15 protein-coding genes are annotated in these 15,314 nt (G+C 65.9%); 5 read left to right on the forward strand and 10 right to left on the reverse strand.

The features are described 5' to 3' along the window. Nucleotides 1-180: 180 nt before the first annotated feature. The 4 genes from rplT to thrS all read right to left on the reverse strand — a co-directional run bounded on the left by rplT (nt 181) and on the right by thrS (nt 3,670). Complete coding sequence (gene rplT, locus C0R07_RS01515; RefSeq protein ID WP_017355264.1) at nt 181-540, reverse strand: 50S ribosomal protein L20; 360 nt, start codon at nt 538-540, stop codon at nt 181-183. A 10-nt stretch (nt 541-550) separates the two neighbouring features. Continuing rightward, nucleotides 551-748: a 50S ribosomal protein L35 gene (gene rpmI, locus C0R07_RS01520; protein WP_017355265.1), complete on the reverse strand. Its 198-nt coding sequence runs from the start codon at nt 746-748 to the stop codon at nt 551-553. 429 nt (nt 749-1,177) lie between these two features. Then, on the reverse strand, nt 1,178-1,717 hold the full coding sequence (infC, locus tag C0R07_RS01525; protein ID WP_172838068.1) for a translation initiation factor IF-3: 540 nt from the start codon (nt 1,715-1,717) through the stop codon (nt 1,178-1,180). A gap of 48 nt (nt 1,718-1,765) precedes the next feature. Continuing rightward, nucleotides 1,766-3,670, reverse strand: a complete 1,905-nt coding sequence (gene thrS / locus C0R07_RS01530) for a threonine--tRNA ligase (RefSeq protein WP_070425580.1) — start codon at nt 3,668-3,670, stop codon at nt 1,766-1,768. A gap of 407 nt (nt 3,671-4,077) precedes the next feature. Between thrS and C0R07_RS01535 the strand changes: the two genes are divergently transcribed. The 4 genes from C0R07_RS01535 to C0R07_RS01550 all read left to right on the forward strand — a co-directional run bounded on the left by C0R07_RS01535 (nt 4,078) and on the right by C0R07_RS01550 (nt 7,401). Next, nucleotides 4,078-4,374, forward strand: coding sequence for a hypothetical protein (locus tag C0R07_RS01535; protein WP_019182702.1), 297 nt, complete (start codon nt 4,078-4,080; stop codon nt 4,372-4,374). After that, a complete protein-coding gene (locus C0R07_RS01540) occupies nt 4,374-4,637 on the forward strand; it encodes a hypothetical protein (protein ID WP_070470902.1) in 264 nt (87 codons plus the stop codon). The genes C0R07_RS01535 and C0R07_RS01540 overlap by 1 nt, the downstream gene beginning before the upstream one ends. A gap of 10 nt (nt 4,638-4,647) precedes the next feature. Then, nucleotides 4,648-6,213: a PepSY-associated TM helix domain-containing protein gene (locus C0R07_RS01545; RefSeq protein ID WP_102788056.1), complete on the forward strand. Its 1,566-nt coding sequence runs from the start codon at nt 4,648-4,650 to the stop codon at nt 6,211-6,213. Between the two features lie 108 nt (nt 6,214-6,321). Further along, nucleotides 6,322-7,401 (forward strand): serine hydrolase domain-containing protein, encoded by a 1,080-nt coding sequence (locus C0R07_RS01550; protein ID WP_102788057.1) that lies wholly within the window; start codon nt 6,322-6,324, stop codon nt 7,399-7,401. Here the strand turns inward: C0R07_RS01550 and C0R07_RS01555 are convergent. Both C0R07_RS01555 and C0R07_RS01560 read right to left on the reverse strand, forming a co-directional pair. After that, nucleotides 7,370-8,968, reverse strand: a complete 1,599-nt coding sequence (locus tag C0R07_RS01555; protein WP_254427755.1) for a winged helix-turn-helix domain-containing protein — start codon at nt 8,966-8,968, stop codon at nt 7,370-7,372. The genes C0R07_RS01550 and C0R07_RS01555 overlap by 32 nt on opposite strands. 50 nt (nt 8,969-9,018) lie before the next feature. Further along, the gene (locus C0R07_RS01560; protein WP_070470907.1) at nt 9,019-10,203 is read right to left on the reverse strand and encodes a glycoside hydrolase family 18 protein; all 1,185 of its coding nucleotides are present in this window, start codon (nt 10,201-10,203) and stop codon (nt 9,019-9,021) included. 364 nt (nt 10,204-10,567) lie between these two features. Between C0R07_RS01560 and C0R07_RS01565 the strand changes: the two genes are divergently transcribed. Next, nucleotides 10,568-10,951, forward strand: a complete 384-nt coding sequence (locus C0R07_RS01565; RefSeq protein ID WP_216636719.1) for a VOC family protein — start codon at nt 10,568-10,570, stop codon at nt 10,949-10,951. A 204-nt stretch (nt 10,952-11,155) separates the two neighbouring features. Here C0R07_RS01565 and pnp read toward each other — a convergent pair whose 3' ends face one another. From pnp to rbfA, 4 genes are all read right to left on the reverse strand, one after another. Next, on the reverse strand, nt 11,156-13,267 hold the full coding sequence (gene pnp / locus C0R07_RS01570; protein WP_019182695.1) for a polyribonucleotide nucleotidyltransferase: 2,112 nt from the start codon (nt 13,265-13,267) through the stop codon (nt 11,156-11,158). Nucleotides 13,268-13,414: 147 nt separating this feature from the next. Then, on the reverse strand, nt 13,415-13,675 hold the full coding sequence (gene rpsO, locus C0R07_RS01575) for a 30S ribosomal protein S15 (RefSeq protein ID WP_019182694.1): 261 nt from the start codon (nt 13,673-13,675) through the stop codon (nt 13,415-13,417). Nucleotides 13,676-13,848: 173 nt separating this feature from the next. Next, nucleotides 13,849-14,760 (reverse strand): tRNA pseudouridine(55) synthase TruB, encoded by a 912-nt coding sequence (truB, locus tag C0R07_RS01580; RefSeq protein WP_070470908.1) that lies wholly within the window; start codon nt 14,758-14,760, stop codon nt 13,849-13,851. A gap of 118 nt (nt 14,761-14,878) precedes the next feature. Beyond that, complete coding sequence (rbfA, locus tag C0R07_RS01585) at nt 14,879-15,301, reverse strand: 30S ribosome-binding factor RbfA (RefSeq protein WP_019182692.1); 423 nt, start codon at nt 15,299-15,301, stop codon at nt 14,879-14,881. Between the last annotated feature and the right edge of the window lie 13 nt (nt 15,302-15,314).

The raw sequence follows: 15,314 nt of genomic DNA on the forward strand, positions 1-15,314 counted from the left end.
CGCGTCGGTATGCCATCGCGATGCGCGTCGGGCCGACCCCCGTCGCCAGCGCTGTCGATCGATGGCACCGGGAGGGCCACCGCCAACACAAAAAAGAATGGGGAAGGACTTGCGCCCTTCCCCATGCATTTGCCTTACCCACAGCCGTTGCGCGTGAACGGCAACGGCAGGGGAATGGACTTATGCCGCCAGTGCGCCCTTGGCCTTTTCGGCCAGTGCAGCAAAACCAGCTGCGTCGTGCACGGCGATGTCAGCCAGAACCTTACGGTCCAGGGTGATGCCGGACTTGAGCAGGCCGTTCATGAAACGGCTGTAGCTCAGGCCGTTGATGCGGGCAGCCGCGTTGATGCGGGTGATCCACAGCGAACGGAAATTGCGCTTCTTCTGCTTACGGCCGATGTAGGCGTACTGCTGTGCCTTGATCACGGCCTGCTTGGCAACGCGGAAGACCTTGCGGCGAGCGTTGTAGTAACCCTTCGCCAGGGTCAGAATTTTCTTGTGGCGGCGACGCGCCTGTACGCCACGCTTTACTCGTGCCATGGGTCAGTCCTCAGAGGTAGGGAAGCATACGGTTCAAACGGCCTGCGTCTTCTGCACGAACATGGTTCGTCTGACGCAGATTGCGCTTCCGCTTGGTCGACTTCTTCGTGAGGATGTGGCTGCGGTTGGCGTGGCCAGCCTTGAACTTGCCGGAGGCGGTCTTGCGGAAACGCTTGGCCGCCGCCCGGTTGGTCTTGATCTTGGGCATTGCTATGTCCTTGATGATGTTTTGTCACTGACCAGGGCGGTGGCATTGCCACACTTTCCGTCCGTGCCCTTGCCTGCTTGTAAGCCCGGGATCCCCGATGGGAACCAGGCCGGTCCTGTTTGCCGTTGGAACAGCGTGCCTTTGTGGGGCGGGAAACCGTTCAAAACAGCACCCCCGCAAAACGGGGCCGCCCATTATGCCCGTGTATACGGACAGTTGCAAACGCTTGATTGGGCGGGTGTTTACCGCGGCGCGGCCGAACCTGAACGGAACGGGCGCGAGCCCGGGCGTGACGCCAGGCCGCGCGCGGGAAACGACAGAAGGCGCCGATGGGCGCCCGCTGTGTGCGCGAAGAGGTGCGGCCGGGGCTGGGTAGCCGACCAACGGTCGGCTCTACCTCCGCCGGTTCGGGCCAGGCCCGATGGCCGGTTACTTCTTCTTCGGCGCGATCATCATCACCATCTGCCGGCCTTCAAGGCGCGGACGGGACTCGATCACGATGTCTTCGCCCAGATCACCTTCGATCCGGCTGGCCATCTCGCGACCCAGTTCCTGATGGCTCATTTCACGGCCACGGAAGCGGATGTTGACCTTGATCTTGTCGCCCTCTTCCAGGAACCCGCGCATCTTGCGCAGCTTGATCTGGTAATCACCTTCATCGGTGACCGGGCGGAACTTCACTTCCTTGATCTCGACCTGCTTGGTCTTCTTCTTGGCCTCGTTGGCCTTCTTCTGCGCTTCGAACTTGAACTTGCCGAAGTCCATGATCTTGCACACCGGCGGATCAGCCTGCGGCTGAATCTCGACCAGGTCCAGACCTTCGTCTTCGGCCATCGACAGCGCTTCGTCACGCGTCAACACACCAATCATTTCTCCGTCGCTGCCGATCACGCGGACGCGCGGCACCCGGATTTCCTGATTCTTGCGGTTCTGTTTGTTGTCAGGGGTACTGATATTGCAATCTCCCAGAGGAATCAAACCGGCCCATCGCGGAGCATCCGCAGGGCCGGGACTTTCTTACACGGACTGTTCTGCCTGCAACCGCTCGATGAAGGCCTGGACGGACATGCTGCCCAGATCTTCGCCAGAGCGCGTACGCACGGCCACGGCGCCATTTTCCTTCTCACGGTCGCCAACCACCAGCAGGTACGGGACCCGCTGCAGCGTATGCTCGCGAATCTTATATCCGATCTTCTCGTTGCGCAAATCGGCGTTCACGCGGAACCCTTGATCTGCAAGGGTTTTCCTGACTTCACTGACGTATTCAGCCTGAGCGTCGGTGATATTGGCCACCACCACCTGGGTCGGGGCCAGCCAGGCCGGGAACTGGCCGGCATGGTGCTCGATCAGGATGCCCAGGAAACGCTCCATGGAACCGACGATCGCACGGTGCAGCATGACCGGATGCTTTTTCTGGCTGTTTTCGTCCACATACTCGGCGCCAAGGCGGCCGGGCATCATGAAGTCCACCTGCATCGTGCCCAGCTGCCAGGTGCGGCCGATGGCATCCTTGAGGTGGTACTCGATCTTCGGGCCGTAGAAGGCGCCCTCGCCCGGCAGCTCCTGCCATTCCACCCCGCAGCTAGACAGGGCCGAGCGCAATGCGCCCTCCGCCTTGTCCCACGTGCTGTCATCGCCCAGGCGCGATTCGGGCCGCAGCGCGATCTTGACCTGGATCTCCTCGAAGCCGAAGTGCTGGTACACCGCCAGCGCCTGCTGGTGGAACGCGGTCACTTCCGCCTCGACCTGGTCTTCGGTGCAGAACACGTGGCCGTCGTCCTGGGTAAAGCCACGCACGCGCAGGATGCCGTGCAGCGCGCCGGAGGGCTCGTTGCGGTGGCAGGCACCAAACTCACCGTAGCGGATCGGCAGGTCGCGGTAGCTGTGCAGCCCCTGGTTGAACACCTGCACGTGGCCCGGGCAGTTCATCGGCTTGAGCGCGTAGGTACGCTTCTCCGACTCGGTGAAGAACATCGCGTCCTGGTAGTTGTCCCAATGGCCGGACTTCTGCCACAGCGACACGTCCAGGATCTGCGGGCAGCGCACTTCGCCGTAGCCGGTATTGCGGTACACCTTGCGCATGTACTGCTCGACCACCTGCCACAGCGCCCAGCCCTTCGGGTGCCAGAACACAAGGCCCGGGGCCTCTTCCTGCAGGTGGAACAGGTCCTGCTGCTTGCCGATGCGACGGTGGTCGCGCATCTCCGCCTCTTCGATACGCTTGATGTACGCATCGAGCTGCTTCTTGTCGGCCCAGGCGGTGCCGTAGACGCGCTGCAGCTGCTCGTTCTGCGCGTCGCCGCGCCAATAGGCGCCGGAAATGCGGGTCAGCTTGAAGGCCTTCAGGAAGCGCGTGTTGGGCACGTGCGGGCCGCGGCACATGTCCACGTATTCCTGGTGGTAGTACATGCCCATGGCCTGGATGTCCGGCGACATGTCTTCGATCAGGCGCAGTTTGTAGTCCTCGCCACGCGCCTTGAAGATCTCGATGACCTCCGCACGCGGGGTGACCTTCTTGATCACGTCGTAGTCCTGCGCGATCAGCTCGCCCATGCGCTTTTCGATGGCGGCCATGTCTTCGGGCGTGAACGGACGCTCGGAGTAGATGTCGTAGTAGAAGCCTTCGGCGATGACCGGGCCGATCACCATCTTGACGTCCGGGTACAGCTGCTTGACCGCATGGCCGACCAGATGGGCGGCGGAGTGGCGGATGATCTCAACGCCCTCCTCGTCCTTGGCGGTGATGATGCGCAGGCTGGCATCGTGGTCGATGACGTCACTGGCATCGACCAGCACGCCATCCACCGAACCGGCGATGGTGGCCTTGGCCAGGCCGGCGCCGATCGACTGGGCGACGTCCATGACACTGACGGGATGTTCGAATTCACGGCGGCTGCCGTCGGGGAGCGTGATCGCGATCATGAGAGTGCTTTGGTCTGGTGGCCCGCAGGGGGCCTGGAGAATCCGGGGGCGAGGCAATAAAAAAGCGCCACGAAGGCGCCTGCGTCAGGGGCCGTCGGGGGCGTTCAGCGGTGGGCGGTGGTAGTGCTCATGTCACACGCTAGACCGGCGCAGGGCGCGGGCCACCTTGTTGCCTCGATAGAGATGCCCTGATCTTAAACCAATCTGCCGATGAATGCGCCGCCGCGCGCCGGCATGCCCCCGCCCAGGCGCCTGAATGTGTACGTGTGGCGCCCATAAACGGCAATGATTACCATGCGCGGGTTACTGTCCTGACCAGGACAGGGTTGCCGATTGGATTCCCCCATGCCCTGCCCCGCTTCCTTCCCGGCCTGCCGCGCCCTGCCGCGTGCGCTGGCGGCCACCCGATGATCACGGTCGCCCTGACCTCGCTTGGCTTCTGCAGCCTGGCGCTGGCCGGCTCGGCGTTCTCGGCGCTGGCGCTGTATGCCGCCTCGCCGCACTGCCGCTGGCCGCGCCTGCGCCGGGCCGGCCGCCTGGGTCGGCAGATCAGCCTGGTCGCCGCGGTGGCGGCGCTCTGGCTGTGGATCGCCAATCTGGGCATCGCCACCGGCGTGGTGGTGATGCTGTGCAGCTGGATGCTGGTGGCGATCGCGCTGCCCCTGCTCGCCGCCTGGCACCGCCCGGCGCAGGTGACACGCTGATGTGGGCACGGGCCGGCGCCGGCGTCCTGGCGGGGTTCTTCGTGGCCGCCGCGGCGACCGGGCTGATCGCCTGGCTGCCACCGGGACCGTGGCAGAACGCGCTGGTACCCAGCCTGATCGCGTTCATCCCGCTGTGGATGCTGGCCGCGATCTGGGCCTTCAGCTTCCGCACCGGGCTGCGGGCGTGGGCCGTGATGAGTGCCACCGCCGGGGCCGGGTTCGGCCTGCTGTGGCTGCTGCGCCTGACCGGCGCGGTGCAATGAGAGCGATGCGATGAAGTTCAGTTCCCAGACCCTGCGTACCTTCACCACCGTGCACACGTGGGTCAGCCTGGTCGCCGGCTTCGCGCTGTTCGTCGCGTTCTACGCCGGCGCGCTGACCCTGTTCCACCACGATCTGCCGCTGTGGCAGACCCCGCATGCGGTGGACACGCCGGCCGCGAGCCTGGACGACGCGCAACGCCTGCTCGATGGCGTGCTCGAACGCCACCCGGCCGCGCGTGCCCACGTCGGCATGACCTTCCCCGGTGGCGATCACCCGCAGCCGATCGCGTATTGGCAGGACGCCAAGGGCACCTGGCTGTACGCGTGGCTGGACCATTACGACGGCAGTGTCACGCCCCCGCAGACCGGGCTGGCGGAGCTGGTCAACGAGCTGCATTACAGCCTCGGCCTGCCGGTCGCGGGCACCTACCTGATGGGCATCGTCAGCCTGCTGTATGGCGTGGCCCTGCTCAGCGGGCTGGTCATCCACCTGCCCAGACTGCTGGGCGATCTGTTCGCGCTGCGCCCGGGCCGCAACCTCAAGCAGATGTGGCAGGACGCGCACAACGTGATCGGCGTACTCAGCCTGCCCTTCCACCTCATGTTCGCGGTGACCGGCGCACTGCTCTGCCTGATCTTCCTGCAGATGGCGGCGCTCAATCCGCTGATCTTCGACGGCAAGTTGCTGCAGGCGGTGCCGGCAGCGATGGACACCGCGCCGATACGCGAGCCCAGCGGCCAGCCAGGCGATGAAACCAACCTGCGCATGCTGCATGCCCGCGCCATCGAGGTGGCCCGGGCGCAGGGCGTGGCTGATTTCGAGCCGGCCTTCCTCAAGCTCGCCCATGCCGGCGATGCCAACGCCACGATCGAGATCACCGGCGAATCCGGCGGCACCCTGGGGCCGCTCGGCGCGGTCGGCCTGGATGCGGCCAGCGGCCGCCTGCTGAGCAGCCAGTTGCCTGGCCAGCGCGATGCCAACCACGCCACCCTGAGTGCCGCCTATGCGCTGCATTTCGGTGAATTCGGCAATGGCGTGGTGGTGTGGCTGTACTTCCTGCTCGGCCTGGGCGGCGCCTTCCTGTTCTACTCCGGCAACCTGCTGTGGATCGAATCGCGGCGCAAGCGACGCCAGGTCGAACAAGGCCGCGCGCAGATCAACATGGCCCGCGCGACAGTGGGGGTATGCATCGGGTTGTGCGTGGCGATCTCGGCCAGCTTCGTCGGCGCACAGATCCTGGAGCAGGTCGCGCCGCAGGCGGTGGACCACGGCATCCGCTGGATCTGTTTCGTCACCTGGGGCGTCTGCGCCCTGTGGGCGGCGCTGCGTCGCCCCGACCAGGCGGCCCGTGAGCTGCTGTGGGCGGCCGCGATCAGCACCGCGCTGGTAGCGGTAATGCATGGCGCCCTGACCGGCTTCTGGCCATGGGCGAGCGCGGCACGGGGCTACTGGCCGCTGTTCTGGGTGGACGCGGTGGCGCTGGCACTGGCCTTTGGTTTTGCCACCCTGGCGCGTGCGAGCCTGCGCCGGGCACGGCATGGTGATCCGAACAGCGTCTGGAGTGCACCGCGCTGATCGCCTCGAAGGCTTGCTGCGGCGGGCCTTCAGAATTCTTCAGCCGGGTTTCCAGCACTTCAGACCGCCCCGTGGCGTAGTCGGCCCTCATCTCGAGGAGCCTTGCCCATGCACCCCTGTCGCCCCCGTTTTTCCGCCGCGCTGATCTTCGCCCTGGCGGTTGTCCTGCCACCGACCGCACTGGCCGGGCCCGCCCAGTTGGACGCAGCCCGGATCACCGCACTGGAGTCGGCGATCGCCAGCCAGGACATCAAGCAGCTCACCAGCATCGTGCTGCTGGTGGACGGCCAGGTGGCGTACGAGGGCTACTTCAACGGCGGCACGGCGGATACCCTCAACGACGTGCGCTCGGCCAGCAAGAGTGTCACCGCGATGCTGGTCGGCGCCGCCATCGGCGACGGTTCCCTGCCCGGCGTACAGGCCCGTGTGTACGACTACTTCCCCGCGTTCACCGCTGGCCATCCCGTCGATCCCCGGCTGCGCGCGATGACGGTGGAAGACCTGCTCACCATGAGCACGCTGTGGGAGTGCGATGACGAGAATGCGTTCTCGGCCGGCAATGAAGAGCGCATGTACGTGACCGAGCACTGGGTGGACTTCGCGCTGTCGCTGCCGGTCAAGGGTTTCGCACCGTGGATGACGCGACCGGAAGACAGCCCGCACGGCCGCGCGCATGCCTACTGCACGGCCAATTCCTTCGTGCTCGGCGCAGTACTGGAACAGGCCACGAAGCGGCCCTTGGCCGACTACGCCGCGCAGGTGCTGGAGCGCCCGCTGGGCATCACCACGAGCACGTGGAACCGCTCACCGGAAGGCATAGGCATGGGCGGCGGTGGGACGCGTTACCGCAGCCGGGACCTGGCACGGTTGGGCGAACTGGTGCTGGCCGAGGGACGCTGGCAAGGCAAACAATTGATCCCGACCCGCTATGTGCGGGCGATGCTCAGCGCGCAGGCCACCGCCGGTGATGGCAGCGACTACGGCTATCAATGGTGGGGGCTGAAGCTTCCGGTCGACGGGCACGACAGCACCGTGTGGACGATGTCCGGCAACGGCGGCAACTACGTGTTCGTGATACCCGGCAAGAAGCTGGTCGCGGTGATCACCAGCCAGGCCTACAACCGCAGCTACGCCCACCCGCAGTCGCGCCGCATCCTTACCGAGTTCCTGCTGCCCGCGCTGCGCTGAGGCCGTCGAGGTCTGTTGGCCGCCATGGAGCGGCCAACACCCGGGCGCGCTGGGCGGATACGTCTTTCTCGATCGTGTCGAGCAGTTCCTGCCAGCCGGCCACACCGTGCAGCGGCGCAAACAAGGGGGTGGCGCGCAACCACGCCGAGTCGCGGAAGCCGGCGTTCACCGCGTGATGCAGGGCCACCAGCGCAGCGGCCTCATCGCCCTGGGCCTGCAGCACCATCGCACGCTCGAGTGCGGTGTCGGACCAGCCATCATCGCCTTGCCCTTCCAGCATCTGCAGGCGCTCGGCGATCCAGGTCGGGGCAGGCGCCGGATCGCCATAGAGGCCGGCCAGGGTCTGCCCCATCGACTGCTGCGGGCGCAATGCCCGGCTCTGCTCGAAGGCTCCGGCGGCGCCCTTCCGATTCCCGCTCAACAACAGCATCTCGCCCTGCAGGCGCAGCAACTGCGGATGTGGCGTCCCGCGAGCCAGTGCCTGATCCAGCGCCTGCTGTGCTTTTGCCGACTCCCCCATTGCCAACAGGCTGTGCGGCCAGGCGATGTTGGCGAACACATTGTCCGGATAGAGCTGGAAGTTGTGCGCGTGCCGGCGAGCGGCCGCATCGGTGAACCCCAACAGCTCCAGTTCGCGTGCGACCTGTACGTCGCGGAAGCGAACCCGCTCGGGCGCGCGCAGTGACAGGTTGTCCTGCAAGGCCTGCGCGAGGTCGCCTTTTTCCTGCTGCAGATAGGCCAGCGATGCGCGCGTGCGCTCGTCACCCGGGTCGCGCCGCAGTGCCTGCCGGTAGTCCGCCATGGCGTGCGACATCGCGCCGAGGCAGTCGTGGGCATAGCCGCGTGCGGCCCAGCCGGCGGCATCTTCCGGCGCCTTGAGCACCAGCTGGCTGCTCAACACCAGCGCCTCCTGCGCACGCTCGCGCGCGCCGTTGAACAAGCAGGCATCGGCCGCCAGCGCTCGGGCGAGTCCACGCCGTGCGATAAGCGATTCAGGGTCGATCTGCAGCGCCTGGCGGTACAACGCGATCGCCCGTTCGTTGTTGCTGGCCTGGCCGATACCCGCGTAATAAGCGGCGCGCTGCAGGACCGCCTCCGCTGGCGACGCCGGTGCGCTGGCGGGACGTACCAAGGTGAACACGACGGCAGCAGCGGCGACCGTTACCCCAGCCAGCCAGACCCACCGTGCGGGTGCGCGCGCGCCGGGTGTGACGGGAGTACCGTCCGTGCTGGTGCTGGCGACGGCATCACGGATCATCGGCTGTGGCGAGGCGCACAACTGGTAGCCACGGCCACGAACCGAGCGGATGTAGCGCGGCCGGCGGCCGTCATCGCCCAGCGCCTGCCGGAGCAGCTTCACCCGCTGGCTGATCGCATCCTCGCCGACCACCGCCGGTGCCCAGACCTGATCGGCCAGCGTGTCGAAATCGACGACGGCGTTGCCGTGGGCCAGCAGGCAGTCCAGCAGCCGCCAACTCAACCCGCCGACCGGCAATACCTGATCCCCTCGCCGCACCTGCTGGGCAGGGCGGTCGATGTGCAGATCCAGCAAGCGGACGTTCTCCATGGCGGCAAGCATAGGGCACGCCGCGTGCGTGGCGGCGCCCTTCGGTGCGCTTACTTCGCAGGTACCCGGAACGGCGCCACCATGGCCTTGAGCAGGCTGCCCTGCGCGTCGTCACCGGTCAGCTCCCACATGAAGACGCCGCGCAGACCGCTGTCCTTGGCGAAGGTGGCGCGCAGACCGATCGAGGTGGGATCCTCATAGCTGACGAAGACCTTCCCGGTGGCGTTGTACAACCACGGCGTCTGCGCGACCGGGTGCCAGTGCCGCTCCCAGCCGGGCTGGCCGAGCATGCTGGCCTGGATCTGCCGCCAGTCGCCGGCCGGATGCGGCGCGCTGTAGTGCTGGTAGAGGCCCTGGTTGGCATCGCTCTCCAGCTGGAAGCCACGGCCGTAGAACGGCACGCCGAGCACCAGCTTGTCTTTCGGCACACCGTGCTGCTCGTAGTAGGCCACCGCCCCGGCCACGCTGTTCCAACGTTTCAATTCCGGCGCCAGCGGATCTTCCGGCACTGCGTGCAGCGGCGCGTTGAAGGTGGACACCGCCGAGAAGCCGGTGCCCATGTCGTAGCTCATCAGGTTGATGAAATCGAGCGCGCGGCCGAGCTCCTTGAGTTCATAGCTTCGGGCCGGATCATACGGGCCATCGGTCTGCACGCGGCCGGCGGGCAGCGCGGCGGTGACCAGCCGGTGCTGGCCGTCTCTCTTGTCCAGCGCATCGAGCTGGCGGCGGAACTCGCGCACCAGCAGGGTCATGTTGCGGCGATCTTCCGGGCGGTCGGTGATCGGGGTCGGGCCGCCATATACCGGGAACTCCCAATCGATGTCCACGCCATCGAAGCTGCCGCGATGGCGCTCGAAGAACATCGCCACGCAGGAGGCCACGAAGCGTTCGCGGCTTTCCGGGGTCAGCGCCGCATCGGAGAACCCGCCCGCGTTCCAGCCGCCGATCGAGATCAGGGTGTGCAGCGTCGGATGCGCACGCTTGAGCGCGGCCAGTGCCCTGAAATGCGCATCGGCCTGCGGCGCGACCACGCATTGACCTTGGTCGATGGTGGCGAACGCATAGAACAGATGGGTGAGCGTATCGGCCGGAATGGTCTCCACCGGGTAGCGGTCCGCCGAACCCCCCGGGTAGTACGCACCGATCACCTTGGGCAACGACTCCGTGGCGGAGGCGGCCTGCGGCATCACGCTGGCGATCAGAACGGCCAGGACAGCGACGGTTTGACGGAACATGGGATCTCCCGGGGCGAAGGCAAAGCCACGTTAGCAGCGTGCTGTGGTGCGCGGGCGCTTTGCGCGGTGATGTCCTGCGAATCCGTCCAGCGGACACTGACGGCTGACCCACGCAGGCCTGACGGCTGTCCACAGGCCGTGCGGCAACACCCGGTACGCGCCACGGACGCGTCACTCGAAGTCGTCGCCCGCAGCGGACGACCGCGCGGTCTGTCCCGCTCTGCCGCGCCGCCCGCCCGCGCCGCCCGCATGTATGCCTGCATGCGTGCATGCCTGACGGCGACAGGTGTTCACCCCCGCCTTGCGTCATCGGTTTTACAGTTCAGCGATAGTGACTGCCTGCTGCGTGACACCGATGACCGACCTGCATATCGACCGATTGGACCACCTGGTCCTGACCGTGGCGGATGTCGCCGCGACCTGTGAGTTCTACCACCGCGTGCTGGGCATGGAGGTGGATACCTTCGGCGAGGGGCGCAAGGCGCTGCGCTTCGGCCTGCAGAAGATCAACCTGCATGCGCACGGCAACGAATTCGACCCCAAGGCCGAACGGCCGACACCGGGCTCGGCGGACCTGTGCCTGATCACCTACGCGACCATGGACGAGATCCTGGCGCACCTGCAGGCGCAGGGCGTGACCGTCGAAGAAGGACCGGTCCAGCGGACGGGTGCGACCGGACCGATCCTCTCGGTGTATTTCCGCGATCCGGACCGGAATCTGATCGAGGTATCGCGCTATCTGGCGTAATGCGCCCCACCCAACGGCAGCCATGCATCGCATGGCACTCCACCGCGAACCGGCGCTGTTGGCTGGACATGCGGGCACAAAAAAAGCGGGCCGAAGCCCGCTTTTTTTTGTCTGCGAAAGCGTGAGGACCAACGGTCCTCACCTACCATCCGGGACGCGTGAGGACCAATGGTCCTCACCTACCGACCGATCGGCGTGGGCCGATCACTCGGCGGCAGCGGCGCCTTCGCCTTCTTCGACGGCCTTCATCGACAGGCGGATACGGCCCTGCTTGTCGACTTCCAGGACCTTGACCTTGACCACATCGCCTTCCTTCAGCACGTCGCCGACCTTCTCGACGCGGTCGCTGGAGATCTGCGACACGTGGACCAGACCGTCCTTGCCCGGCAGGATCGTGACGAACGCACCGAAGTCCATGATCTTGGCGACCTTGCCTTCGTAGATGCGGCCCGGCTCGACGTCCGAGGTGATCTGCTCGATGCGGGCCTTGGCAGCCTGCGCAGCGATCGCGTTGACGGAGGCGATGACGATGGTGCCGTCATCCTGGATGTCGATCTGGGTGCCGGTTTCCTTGGTGATGGCCTGGATGGTGGAACCACCCTTGCCGATCACTTCGCGGATCTTGTCCGGGTGGATCTTGATGGTCAGCAGGCGCGGCGCGTAGTCCGACAGCTCTTCGCGCGGGGCGGTCAGGCCGTGGGCCATTTCACCCAGGATGTGCAGACGGCCAGCCTTGGCCTGCTGCAGTGCCTGCTTCATGATCTCTTCGGTGATGCCTTCGATCTTGATGTCCATCTGCAGGGCGGAGATGCCCTCGGCAGTACCGGCCACCTTGAAGTCCATGTCGCCCAGGTGATCTTCGTCACCCAGGATGTCGGACAGGACGACGAAGCGATCGCCTTCCTTGACCAGGCCCATGGCGATACCGGCCACCGGCGACTTGACCGGCACGCCGGCGTCCATCAGGGCCAGCGAGGAACCGCAGACCGAGGCCATCGACGAGGAGCCGTTGGATTCGGTGATTTCCGACACCACGCGGATGGTGTACGGGAAGGCTTCCAGCGACGGCATCACTGCCAGCACGCCGCGCTTGGCGAGGCGGCCGTGGCCGATTTCGCGACGCTTCGGGCCCATCATGCGGCCGGTCTCACCCACCGAGTAGGGGGGGAAGTTGTAATGGAAGAGGAAGTTTTCCTTGTACTCACCGGCAACGGCATCGATGACCTGGCCATCACGGGCGGTGCCCAGGGTGATGGTCACGATGGCCTGCGTTTCACCGCGGGTGAACAGCGAGGAACCGTGGGTACGCGGCAGGATGCCGGTCTTCACCGAGATCGGGCGGACGGTGTCCAGCGCACGGCCGTCGATGCGGACCTTGGTGTCCAGCACCGAGTTGCGCATGGTGCTGTATTCCAGCTCGCCGAATTCCTTCGACAGCTCGGCCGGGTTCCAGCCATCAGCGGCCACACGGCCTGCCAGCGACTCGGTCACGTCCTTCTTGATCGCCGAGATGGCGTCACGGCGCTGCAGCTTGTCGCGCACCTGGAAGGCTTCGCCCAAGCGCGGGCCGATGGCTTCCTGCAGGGCGCTGATCAGCGCGGTGTTCTTGGCCGGGGCTTCCCAGGTCGACGGCTTGGTGCCGGCTTCCACGGTCAGCTCGTTGATGGCGTTGATGACCTTCTGCATTTCGCGGTGACCGAAGGTCACGGCGCCCAGCATCACGTCTTCGGACAGCAGCGCGGCCTCGGATTCCACCATCAGCACGGCGTTGGCGGTACCGGCGACAACCAGTTCCAGCTCCGAATCCTTCAGTTCGGTCACGGTCGGGTTGAGGATGTACTCACCGTTCTTGTAACCCACCTTGGCGGCGGCGATCGGACCCTTGAACGGGGTGCCGGCCAGCGACAGCGCGGCCGAGGCGCCGATCAGGGCAGCGATGTCACCATCGATGTCCGGGTTCAGCGACATCACCGTGGCGATGATCTGAACTTCGTTCTTGTAGTCTTCCGGGAACAGCGGACGGATCGGGCGATCGATCAGGCGCGAAATCAGCGTCTCTTTTTCGGTCGCGCGGCCTTCGCGCTTGAAGAAACCGCCCGGGATACGGCCACCGGCGTAGAACTTCTCCTGATAGTCGCAGGTCAGGGGGAAGAAGTCCTGGCCCTCACGCGCGCTCTTGGCGGCAACGGCGGAGACCAGCAGCACGGTGTCGTCGAACTTGACGATGACGGCACCGCCGGCCTGACGGGCGATTTCGCCGGTTTCAAGCGTGACGGTGTGCTTGCCGTACTGGAAGGTTTTGGTGATTTTTGCCACGGGGGTTTCCTTGGATGATGCTTTCTTCAATGGACCGCGGGCGACCCTTGCCGCCGACGGGTGACCGGTTGTCCGGCCCAGGCGTTTATTGCGGTACTACCAAAACAAAACCGCGGCGCATTCCTGCGCCGCGGTGGGGGTTCGTGCTTAGCGACGCAGGCCGAGCTTTTCGATCAGGGCCTTGTAACGCGGAGCGTCTTTCTTCTTCAGGTAGTCGAGCAGGCTGCGGCGACGGTTGACCATCTGCAGCAGACCACGACGGCTGTGGTGATCCTTCTTGTGGGTCTTGAAGTGGCCGGTCAGCAGTTCGATGCGGGCGGTCAGCAGGGCGACCTGGACTTCCGGGGAGCCGGTGTCAGCCGCGCTGCGCTTGTTTTCTTCAATGACCTTCTGGGTGTCGATCGACATATCAGTTTTCTCTTGGATGCGTGGCCCGCAGAAACGTCCGGTTGACGTACCGCGCGACTCGCCGTTAACGAAAGGATGAACCCGCAGAACGCGGGAAGCCTGAAAAGGCCGCGAAATTGTAACGTCAGCGGCCGTCCGGGACAAGGACCGGGGTGGTGCCCGGCCGGGGCCGGTCAGAGGTTGAACAGGCGCTGCGGGGCCAGCAGACCGGTCTCGTCGACCTGCCCCAGGCCCTGGATCGCCTCGCCCGGCCCGAACACGACCACCCCACCCTGCGGCCAGCCAGCATCGCGGATGCGCTGGCCCACGCGGAAGCGAGGGGCCTGCTCCTCGTTCAGCGTAACCCGGGGGTAATGCGCCAGACCCGCGTCCAGCGGCAGCAGCAGGGCCTCCATGCCGGCCTCATCGCCCTGCTCGGCCAGGCCGCGGAGGGTGTCCAGGGTCACCATCGGCGCCTCACGGAAGGGATCCACCCACAGCCGGCGCAGGCCGGCGATATGGGCGCCGCAGCCCAGGGTCTCGCCCAGATCGCGGGCCAGGCTGCGGATGTAAGTGCCTGAACCGCAGGTCACCCGCAGCGACAGACGGGTCGGCTGCTGGTCCAGCACCTCCAGGGCGTGGACCTCCACGTCGCGTTCGGGGGCCTCGATCGCCTCACCGCGGCGGGCTTTCAGGTACAGCGGCTCGCCGCCCTGCTTGAGCGCGGAATAGATCGGGGCGCGCTGGCGGATGCGGCCGCGCAGCGGTGCCAGCGCCGCCTCCAGTTCGGCCGCGCTGATGGCCGGCACCGGCCGCTCGCGCAGTACCGCGCCATCGGAATCATCGGTATCGGTGGTCTGGCCCAGCACCACCTCGGCGTCATAGGCCTTGGCCGAGCCGAGCAGCAGGCCGGCGATCTTGGTGGCTTCACCAAAGCACAGTGGCAGCAGGCCAGTCGCCAGCGGATCCAGGCTGCCGGTGTGGCCGCCCTTCTCGGCGCGGTACAGACGGCGTGCCACCTGCAAGGCTGCGTTGGAGCTCATGCCGGTCGGCTTGTCGAGCAGCAGGATGCCATCCAGGCGACGGAACGAAATTCGGGGTGCCATGCATTCAATTCAAATCGGCGCCGTGTGGCGCTGCCGGTCAATCCGGCCTCCGGCGGAGCGGTCGCACTGCGACAGGCCCCGCCCCATAAGACAACAGCCCTTGCGGGCTGTTGGTCCATCAGGCGTTCTTTTCGCCTTCGTCGGCAGCATCGTCGCCGCCGTCGTCATCGCCCTGCCGGCTCTTCTCTGCCGCCAGCGTATCGGGCAGGTCGCGCAGGATGTTGTCGATGCGCTCGCCGCGATCCACCGAATCATCGTAGTGGAAGTGCAGTTCGGGCACGTGGCGCAGCTTCATCGCACGCGCCAGCTCCATGCGCAGGCCCCAGGCCAGTTCCTTCAGGCCCTTCATCGCTTCCACCGAACGTTCGGGCATCAGCGCCGTGACGAAGATCTTGGCATGCGCCATGTCACGGGTGATTTCCACGTCGGAGACGCTCACCGAAGGCAGGCCGTGTTCACGCACTGCGTTGTGCACGAGTGTTCCCAGTTCACGGCGGATCTGGGCGGAAACACGGTCGGTTCGATGGAAGGTCTTTGGCACGGTAGGCGGACTC

Origin of the sequence: Stenotrophomonas bentonitica, from assembly GCF_002887735.1 — a bacterium.
Lineage (GTDB): Bacteria > Pseudomonadota > Gammaproteobacteria > Xanthomonadales > Xanthomonadaceae > Stenotrophomonas > Stenotrophomonas bentonitica_A.

Bases quoted from the DNA above. Each gene is read 5' to 3' on its own strand.
- rplT (WP_017355264.1), bottom strand. From the start codon at position 540: ATGGCACGAGTAAAGCGTGGCGTACAGGCGCGTCGCCGCCACAAGAAA.
- rpmI (WP_017355265.1), bottom strand. From the start codon at position 748: ATGCCCAAGATCAAGACCAACCGGGCGGCGGCCAAGCGTTTCCGCAAG.
- thrS (WP_070425580.1), bottom strand. From the start codon at position 3,670: ATGATCGCGATCACGCTCCCCGACGGCAGCCGCCGTGAATTCGAACAT.
- C0R07_RS01535 (WP_019182702.1), top strand. From the start codon at position 4,078: ATGATCACGGTCGCCCTGACCTCGCTTGGCTTCTGCAGCCTGGCGCTG.
- C0R07_RS01540 (WP_070470902.1), top strand. From the start codon at position 4,374: ATGTGGGCACGGGCCGGCGCCGGCGTCCTGGCGGGGTTCTTCGTGGCC.
- C0R07_RS01545 (WP_102788056.1), top strand. From the start codon at position 4,648: ATGAAGTTCAGTTCCCAGACCCTGCGTACCTTCACCACCGTGCACACG.
- C0R07_RS01550 (WP_102788057.1), top strand. From the start codon at position 6,322: ATGCACCCCTGTCGCCCCCGTTTTTCCGCCGCGCTGATCTTCGCCCTG.
- C0R07_RS01555 (WP_254427755.1), bottom strand. From the start codon at position 8,968: ATGGAGAACGTCCGCTTGCTGGATCTGCACATCGACCGCCCTGCCCAG.
- C0R07_RS01560 (WP_070470907.1), bottom strand. From the start codon at position 10,203: ATGTTCCGTCAAACCGTCGCTGTCCTGGCCGTTCTGATCGCCAGCGTG.
- rpsO (WP_019182694.1), bottom strand. From the start codon at position 13,675: ATGTCGATCGACACCCAGAAGGTCATTGAAGAAAACAAGCGCAGCGCG.
- truB (WP_070470908.1), bottom strand. From the start codon at position 14,760: ATGGCACCCCGAATTTCGTTCCGTCGCCTGGATGGCATCCTGCTGCTC.